Origin of the sequence: Gelria sp. Kuro-4 (assembly GCF_019668485.1) — a bacterium.
In the GTDB taxonomy this organism is placed as follows: Bacteria; Bacillota; DTU030; order DUMP01; family DUMP01; genus DUMP01.
In genome coordinates this window covers 121,098-127,500 of record NZ_AP024619.1, presented here as the reverse complement: position 1 = coordinate 127,500, position 6,403 = coordinate 121,098, and the positions used below count along the sequence as shown (strand labels likewise).

Sequence of the window (6,403 nt, the reverse complement as noted above, 5' to 3'; positions counted from 1 at the left end):
GAGCGGCTACGGCTGCGAAGCGACCGAGCCCAAACTGCCGAGAAAAACCCCTAGCGAGGCCGAAGGTGCCCGTACCGCAAACCGACACAGGTAGGCGGGGAGAGAATCCCGAGGCGCGCGAGAGAACCCTCGTTAAGGAACTCGGCAAAATGGCCCCGTAACTTCGGGAGAAGGGGCGCCGGCCTGGGAGTAGGGCGAACGCCCGAAGCCCGGGCGGGCCGCAGTGAAAAGGCCCAAGCGACTGTTTACCAAAAACACAGGTCCCTGCCAAGTGGAAACACCACGTATAGGGGCTGACGCCTGCCCGGTGCTGGAAGGTTAAGGGGAAGGGTGAGAGCCTTGAACCGAAGCCCCAGTAAACGGCGGCCGTAACTATAACGGTCCTAAGGTAGCGAAATTCCTTGTCGGGTAAGTTCCGACCCGCACGAAAGGCGTAACGACTTGGGCGCTGTCTCAACGAGGGACTCGGTGAAATTGCAATACCTGTGAAGATGCAGGTTACCCGCGACTGGACAGAAAGACCCCGTGGAGCTTTACTGTAACCTGACATTGGATTTTGGTGTGGCCTGTACAGGATAGGTGGGAGGCAGAGAAGCCGAGCCGCCAGGCCCGGTGGAGCCGACCTTGGGATACCACCCTGGCGACACTGAAGTTCTAACCTCAAGCCGTGAACCGGCTGAGGGACCGTGTCAGGCGGGCAGTTTGACTGGGGCGGTCGCCTCCCAAAGGGTAACGGAGGCGCCCAAAGGTTCCCTCAGCGCGGTTGGGAATCGCGCCGAAGAGTGTAAAGGCAGAAGGGAGCTTAACTGCGAGACAGACACGTCGAGCAGGGACGAAAGTCGGGCTTAGTGATCCGGTGGTTCCGAGTGGAAGGGCCATCGCTCAACGGATAAAAGCTACCCCGGGGATAACAGGCTTATCTCCCCCAAGAGTTCACATCGACGGGGAGGTTTGGCACCTCGATGTCGGCTCATCGCATCCTGGGGCTGAAGTAGGTCCCAAGGGTTGGGCTGTTCGCCCATTAAAGCGGTACGTGAGCTGGGTTCAGAACGTCGTGAGACAGTTCGGTCCCTATCCATCGCGGGCGCAGGAAACTTGCGGGGAGCCGTCCCTAGTACGAGAGGACCGGGATGGACGGACCGCTGGTGTACCAGTTGTCGTGCCAACGGCAACGCTGGGTGGCCAAGTCCGGACGGGATAAACGCTGAAAGCATCTAAGTGTGAAGCCCACCCCAAGATGAGGTTTCCCATGGCACAGGCCAGTAAGACCCCTTGCAGATGACGAGGTAGATAGGCCAGGTGTGTAAGGAGGGTAACCTCCTCAGCTGACTGGTACTAATAGGTCGAGGGCTTGACCTAATTCGCTCGCTCTTTTGTTTTGAAGGCGCAGGCAGCCTTCAAGGCAATGGTACCTTGCGTAAAACATGTGACCCTGGGTTGCCCTGCGGGACAGGTCGCGCCGAAGAGCGTGTCTGCAGGGAGCGCAACACGCAGGACGGGGTAGGAAGCGATTAAGGTATCTGTTTCAGGGATGAAGCGACCTGTCGCCTTACCTTAGAAGCAATGTGCCGACATGGTAGGAAGCTGGGTAAGGGGCAGGGACATGGGCGACTAATATTTCCGGTGACTTGAGCGGAGGGGCCACACCCGTTCCCATCCCGAACACGGAAGTTAAGCCCTCCAGCGCCGATGGTACTTGGGCCTCGCCCTGGGAGAGTAGGCCGTTGCCGGAAAATATTTGCCAAGGCCGCACTTCGTATGCCGAGGTGCGGCCTTGCTGCGTTGGGGGCCGGAGGAAAAGCGACGGGCCTTAGCGAATTAAGTGACTGCAGGACCAATTGCGAAGGAGGAGAGTTGGATAATGCCTTGCGGGTACATGGGTAAGCTGTTGCGCGTCGATCTTACGGAACGCAGGACGTGGGCCGAAGAGCTCGACCCGGAAGCCGCGCGCAAGTACATTGGCGGCAGCGGGCTCGCGGCGAAGTACCTTTACGAGGAAACGGACGCCGGCACGGATCCCCTGGGGCCTGAAAACCTGCTCATTTTCCTGACCGGACCCTTTACCGGTACGATCGTGCCGAATTCAGGGCGGCATGCCGTGGTGGCCAAATCACCCCTGACCGGCATCTGGGGCGAAGGGGATGTCGGCGGGACCTGGGGAATCATGTTGAAGCGGGCCGGTTATGACGGCATTTTGGTTAAGGGTAAGGCGAGTGAACCCGTGTACCTTTGGGTGCACGAAGAAGGAGTTGAAATCCGTCCGGCCCGCCGCCTGTGGGGGAAAGACACCTTTGAGGTTGACGAATTAATCAGGGCCGAAACGCATCCGAAAGCAGTAATCAGCTCCATCGGCCCGGCGGGCGAAAACCTTGTGAGAATGGCCGTGGTCATGAGCGACGGACGTGACGGCCGGGCGGCCGGGCGCGGCGGTTTGGGGGCGGTAATGGGTTCTAAGAACCTCAAGGCCATCGCCGTGTACGGCACCAAGCGGCCGGCGGTGGCCGAGGAGGAAAAGCTGCGCGCGTTTACCAAGGAAATGGCGGCGGCCATAAGGGAACGGACGCAGGGAATGGCCCGCTTCGGCACGGCCGGCGGCCTGCAGGCCATGGAAGAGCTGGGCGATCTTCCCATCCGCAATTGGTACCAGGGCAGCTGGCCTGAGGGCGCGGCTAAAATAGGCGGGCAGCGCCTGGCCGAAACGATTCTTACGCGCAATTACCACTGCGGCGCCTGCGTCATAGGCTGCGGCAGGACGGTTAAGCTGGAGCGCGGCGATTACGCCGGAGTCGAACAGGGCGGACCGGAGTACGAAACGCTGGCTTCCCTCGGCGCCCTCTGCCTGGTGGACGACTTGGAAGCGGTAGCCTTGGCCAACGAATACTGCAACCGCTACGGACTGGATACAATTTCCACCGGTTCCGCCATCGCCTTTGCCATGGAGTGCTGGGAGCACGGCCTAATAACTAGAGAAGATACAGATGGAGTCGATCTCCAGTGGGGTAACGGCGAGGCCATGCTGACCATGGTTCAATGCATCGCCAAGCGAGAGGGGTTCGGCCGGGTCCTGGCCGACGGGGTGCTGGCGGCGGCCAGAGCCATCGGGCCGCAGGCGGAAGAATACGCCGTTCATGTGAAAGGTCTGGAGTTTCCCGCTCACGATCCGCGCGCCTACAACAGCGTGGCGGTAGGCTACGCCACCTCCAACCGGGGAGCGTGCCATCTGCAAGGTTTCACCCACATGTTCGAAAAAAGCGTGACCATGCCCGAGCTGGGGTACGAGGAGATCCAGGACCGCTTTGGTGTTGAGGCCAAGGGCGAGCTGACGGCCAAGTGCCAGGACCTGATGTGCCTCTTGGATGCCTTAAAGATGTGCAAGTTCTCGCTGTCGGGCGGCGTCAAGGTGACGCACATGATCGATTGGCTGAATTACGTAACCGGTTGGGACGTTTCACTTCAGGAGTTTCTGAAGACCGGTGAGCGCATCTTTAATCTCAAGCGCCTTTACAACGTGCGCTGTGGCATAAGCCGTAAGGACGACACCCTGCCGCCGCGCATCCTGACCCATAAACGGGGAAGCGGCGGTGCGGCGGATAACCTGCCGCCCTTAGGCCGGATGCTCGGCGAATACTATGCATGGCGGGGCTGGAGCGAAGAGGGGATCCCGACGCCGGCGAAGCTGCGAGAACTCGGCCTGGAAGAGTACGCCGATTAGCCAATTGAACGGTGTCCCACCCTTCGAGGTTGCCGGGGAGTGTACAGCGACCGGGAATTACTGCACTTACAGCAGATCGTCAGCATGCGTTTTCTCGGCGCTTCCCTCAAGCAGGTTAAGGCTGTATTGGCTCACGCCTTTCACCGGGGGAGATCCAGAATTGACCGGTAGCCCGGCGGAAGTTGGAAGCAGTTCCTGTGCAGGCGGTTAAGGTGTTGAGTAAAAAAAAGGCCACCGGGGAACAACCCCCTGTGGCGTCAGAGCTTGCTATGCACCTGATCGGATTGACCTTTACTGCAGGTAATCTTCCAGTTCCTTCAGGTCGTTGATATCAAAAATGCTATCGATAATCTGTTGCAGGACGTAAACGTCCTGCTTCTTTATTCTGGCCATGTACTCCCGGGGTATTTTGCGGAACTTCTTGCTTAAGAGCCTGATGGTCACGTCCAGTAAGGATTCCTGCTGGCCCTTTTCCATGCCCTTTTCCATACCCTTTTCGATACCCTTTTCCATGCCCTTTTCAAATATCCGCTGGTAGCCGGCGGATTCCTCGATGCTAAGCATTTGTTCCACCTCCTGGAAAACAAGGTCAATTGCCATTTGGTCGAAAACCAGTCCGGCGAATATCTCCGCCCGCAGCAGCACGGTTTTTTTAGTTTCCAGGTCCAGGTCGCTGCTGATAATATCCTCCGCGCAGCGCCGGAGGAATTCCTTGCCGCCTTTTTGGCGCTTTTCCCTGTCCACTACAGGTAACAAGGAAAGCAACCGCTGGTGGGGGCTGTTTTTTAATTCCTCATAGGTTATATTACCCACATCGATAAGCTGGTAACGATAATCCAGCAAGTTTTGCTCGCCCAGTCGATACTCGAGTTGACGGGACATGTTCATTTGCCATTGGCCGAAGTAGATGACCATCTGGTAGACCGGTAAGTGGTAGGTTCTATGGATTTCCAGGGCGTAGCGCAACATGCGGTAGGGCATCTCATCATCATTACGGCTCTGGAATTCCAGGTGGACGGCCAAAGGACCCTGCTGGCTTTCAGCCTTCACTACCAGATCGGAAACCCTGCTTTCTACCTGAGGAAACTCGATCTTCAAGTCGCCGGTTACCCTGGCCTCAAGGCGGCCAAAGTAGTTGATGAGTTCCTGGGTTTCGTCGGCGAAAAGGTCCTTGATGGTGATATCATACCTGTTACCACTTTGCGGCTGCAAATAAACCACCACCTGCCTTAAGTTTATCAATGGAATACTGCCGGGGCAAGTCTGTTCGGAAATCTTTCTGATGGGTTACCGGGACGGAAGTTGGAAGCAGTTCCTGTGCAGGCGGTTAAGGTGTTGAGTAAAAAAAGGCCACCGGGGAACAACCCCCTGTGGCGTCAGAGCTTGCTATGCACCTGATCGGATTGACCTTTACTGCAGGTAATCTTCCAGCTCCTTCAGGTCGTTGATATCAAAAATGCTATCGATAATCTGTTGCAGGACGTAAACGTCCTGCTTCTTTATTCTGGCCATGTACTCCCGGGGTATTTTGCGGAACTTCTTGCTTAAGAGCCTGATGGTCACGTCCAGTAAGGATTCCTGCTGGCCCTTTTCCATGCCCTTTTCCATACCCTTTTCGATACCCTTTTCCATGCCCTTTTCAAATATCCGCTGGTAGCCGGCGGATTCCTCGATGCTAAGCATTTGTTCCACCTCCTGGAAAACAAGGTCAATTGCCGTTTGGTCGAAAACCAGGCCGGCGAATATCTCCGCCCGCAGCAGCACGGTTTTTTTAGTTTCCAGGTCCAGGTCGCTGCTGATAATATCCTCCGCGCAGCGCCGGAGGAATTCCTTGCCGCCTTTTTGGCGCTTTTCCCTGTCCACTACAGGTAACAAGGAAAGCAACCGCTGGTGGGGGCTGTTTTTTAATTCCTCATAGGTTATATTACCCACATCGATAAGCTGGTAACGATAATCCAGCAAGTTTTGCTCGCCCAGTCGATACTCGAGTTGACGGGACATGTTCATTTGCCATTGGCCGAAGTAGATGACCATCTGGTAGACCGGTAAGTGATAGGTTCTATGGATTTCCAGGGCGTAGCGCAACATGCGGTAGGGCATCTCATCATCATTACGGCTCTGGAATTCCAGGTGGACGGCCAAAGGACCCTGCTGGCTTTCAGCCTTTACTACCAGGTCGGAAACCCTGGTTTCTACCTGAGGAAACTCGATCTTCAAGTCGCCGGTTACCCTGGCCTCAAGGCGGCCAAAGTAGTTGATGAGTTCCTGGGTTTCGTCGGCGAAAAGGTCCTTGATGGTGATATCATACCTGTTGCCACTTTGCGGCTGCAAACAAACCACCACCTGCCTTAAGTTTATCAATGGAATACTGCCGGGGCAAGTCTGTTCGGAAATCTTTCTGATGGGTTACCGGGAACCTGAGACAAAATGGCTTAACGGCCTTGAATGATCCAAGGCAGGTTTTTCTGTCCTTGGCCGTGGAACTGGGGGAAAACACCCAGTATACATCGGTGAACCATGAACAGACAGCTGTAATGAAAGCGGCGGAAGAGAGGTGGTGGTCCACCTGACCGATGTTGGCGGCACCAGTTCTTCCCTCGTTAACGAATGAGGCTGGATCTTTCACCTCTGCGACCGCCAGGGGAGACCGGCCGAAGCCGGGGCCGCCTGCGTGAAAAAGGCCGCCTTCTT

General features: G+C 56.5%; 3 protein-coding genes and 2 rRNA genes (1 of these 5 running past the window's edge). 3 read left to right on the top strand and 2 right to left on the bottom strand.

All coding sequences use genetic code 11. From position 1 onward, the window contains the following. From K5554_RS00785 to K5554_RS00775, 3 genes are all read left to right on the top strand, one after another. Positions 1-1,359: ribosomal RNA gene (locus K5554_RS00785) — 23S ribosomal RNA — on the top strand; it begins 1,607 nt to the left of the window's first position. 260 nt (positions 1,360-1,619) lie between these two features. Then, a 5S ribosomal RNA gene (gene rrf, locus K5554_RS00780) occupies positions 1,620-1,733 on the top strand. A gap of 128 nt (positions 1,734-1,861) precedes the next feature. Then, positions 1,862-3,712, top strand: coding sequence for an aldehyde ferredoxin oxidoreductase family protein (locus K5554_RS00775; RefSeq protein ID WP_221039286.1), 1,851 nt, complete (start codon positions 1,862-1,864; stop codon positions 3,710-3,712). 291 nt (positions 3,713-4,003) lie between these two features. On the opposite strand, the gene K5554_RS00770 is transcribed toward K5554_RS00775, so the two are convergent. Beyond that, complete coding sequence (locus K5554_RS00770) at positions 4,004-4,933, bottom strand: DUF4351 domain-containing protein (protein ID WP_255565638.1); 930 nt, start codon at positions 4,931-4,933, stop codon at positions 4,004-4,006. 189 nt (positions 4,934-5,122) lie between these two features. After that, positions 5,123-6,052 carry a DUF4351 domain-containing protein gene (locus tag K5554_RS00765; RefSeq protein WP_255565637.1) on the bottom strand — a complete coding sequence of 310 codons (930 nt, stop codon included), beginning with the start codon at positions 6,050-6,052 and terminating at the stop codon, positions 5,123-5,125. Between the last annotated feature and the right edge of the window lie 351 nt (positions 6,053-6,403).

Excerpts from the sequence above, each read along its gene's own strand:
- K5554_RS00775 (WP_221039286.1), top strand. The coding sequence starts at position 1,862 with ATGCCTTGCGGGTACATGGGTAAGCTGTTGCGCGTCGATCTTACGGAA.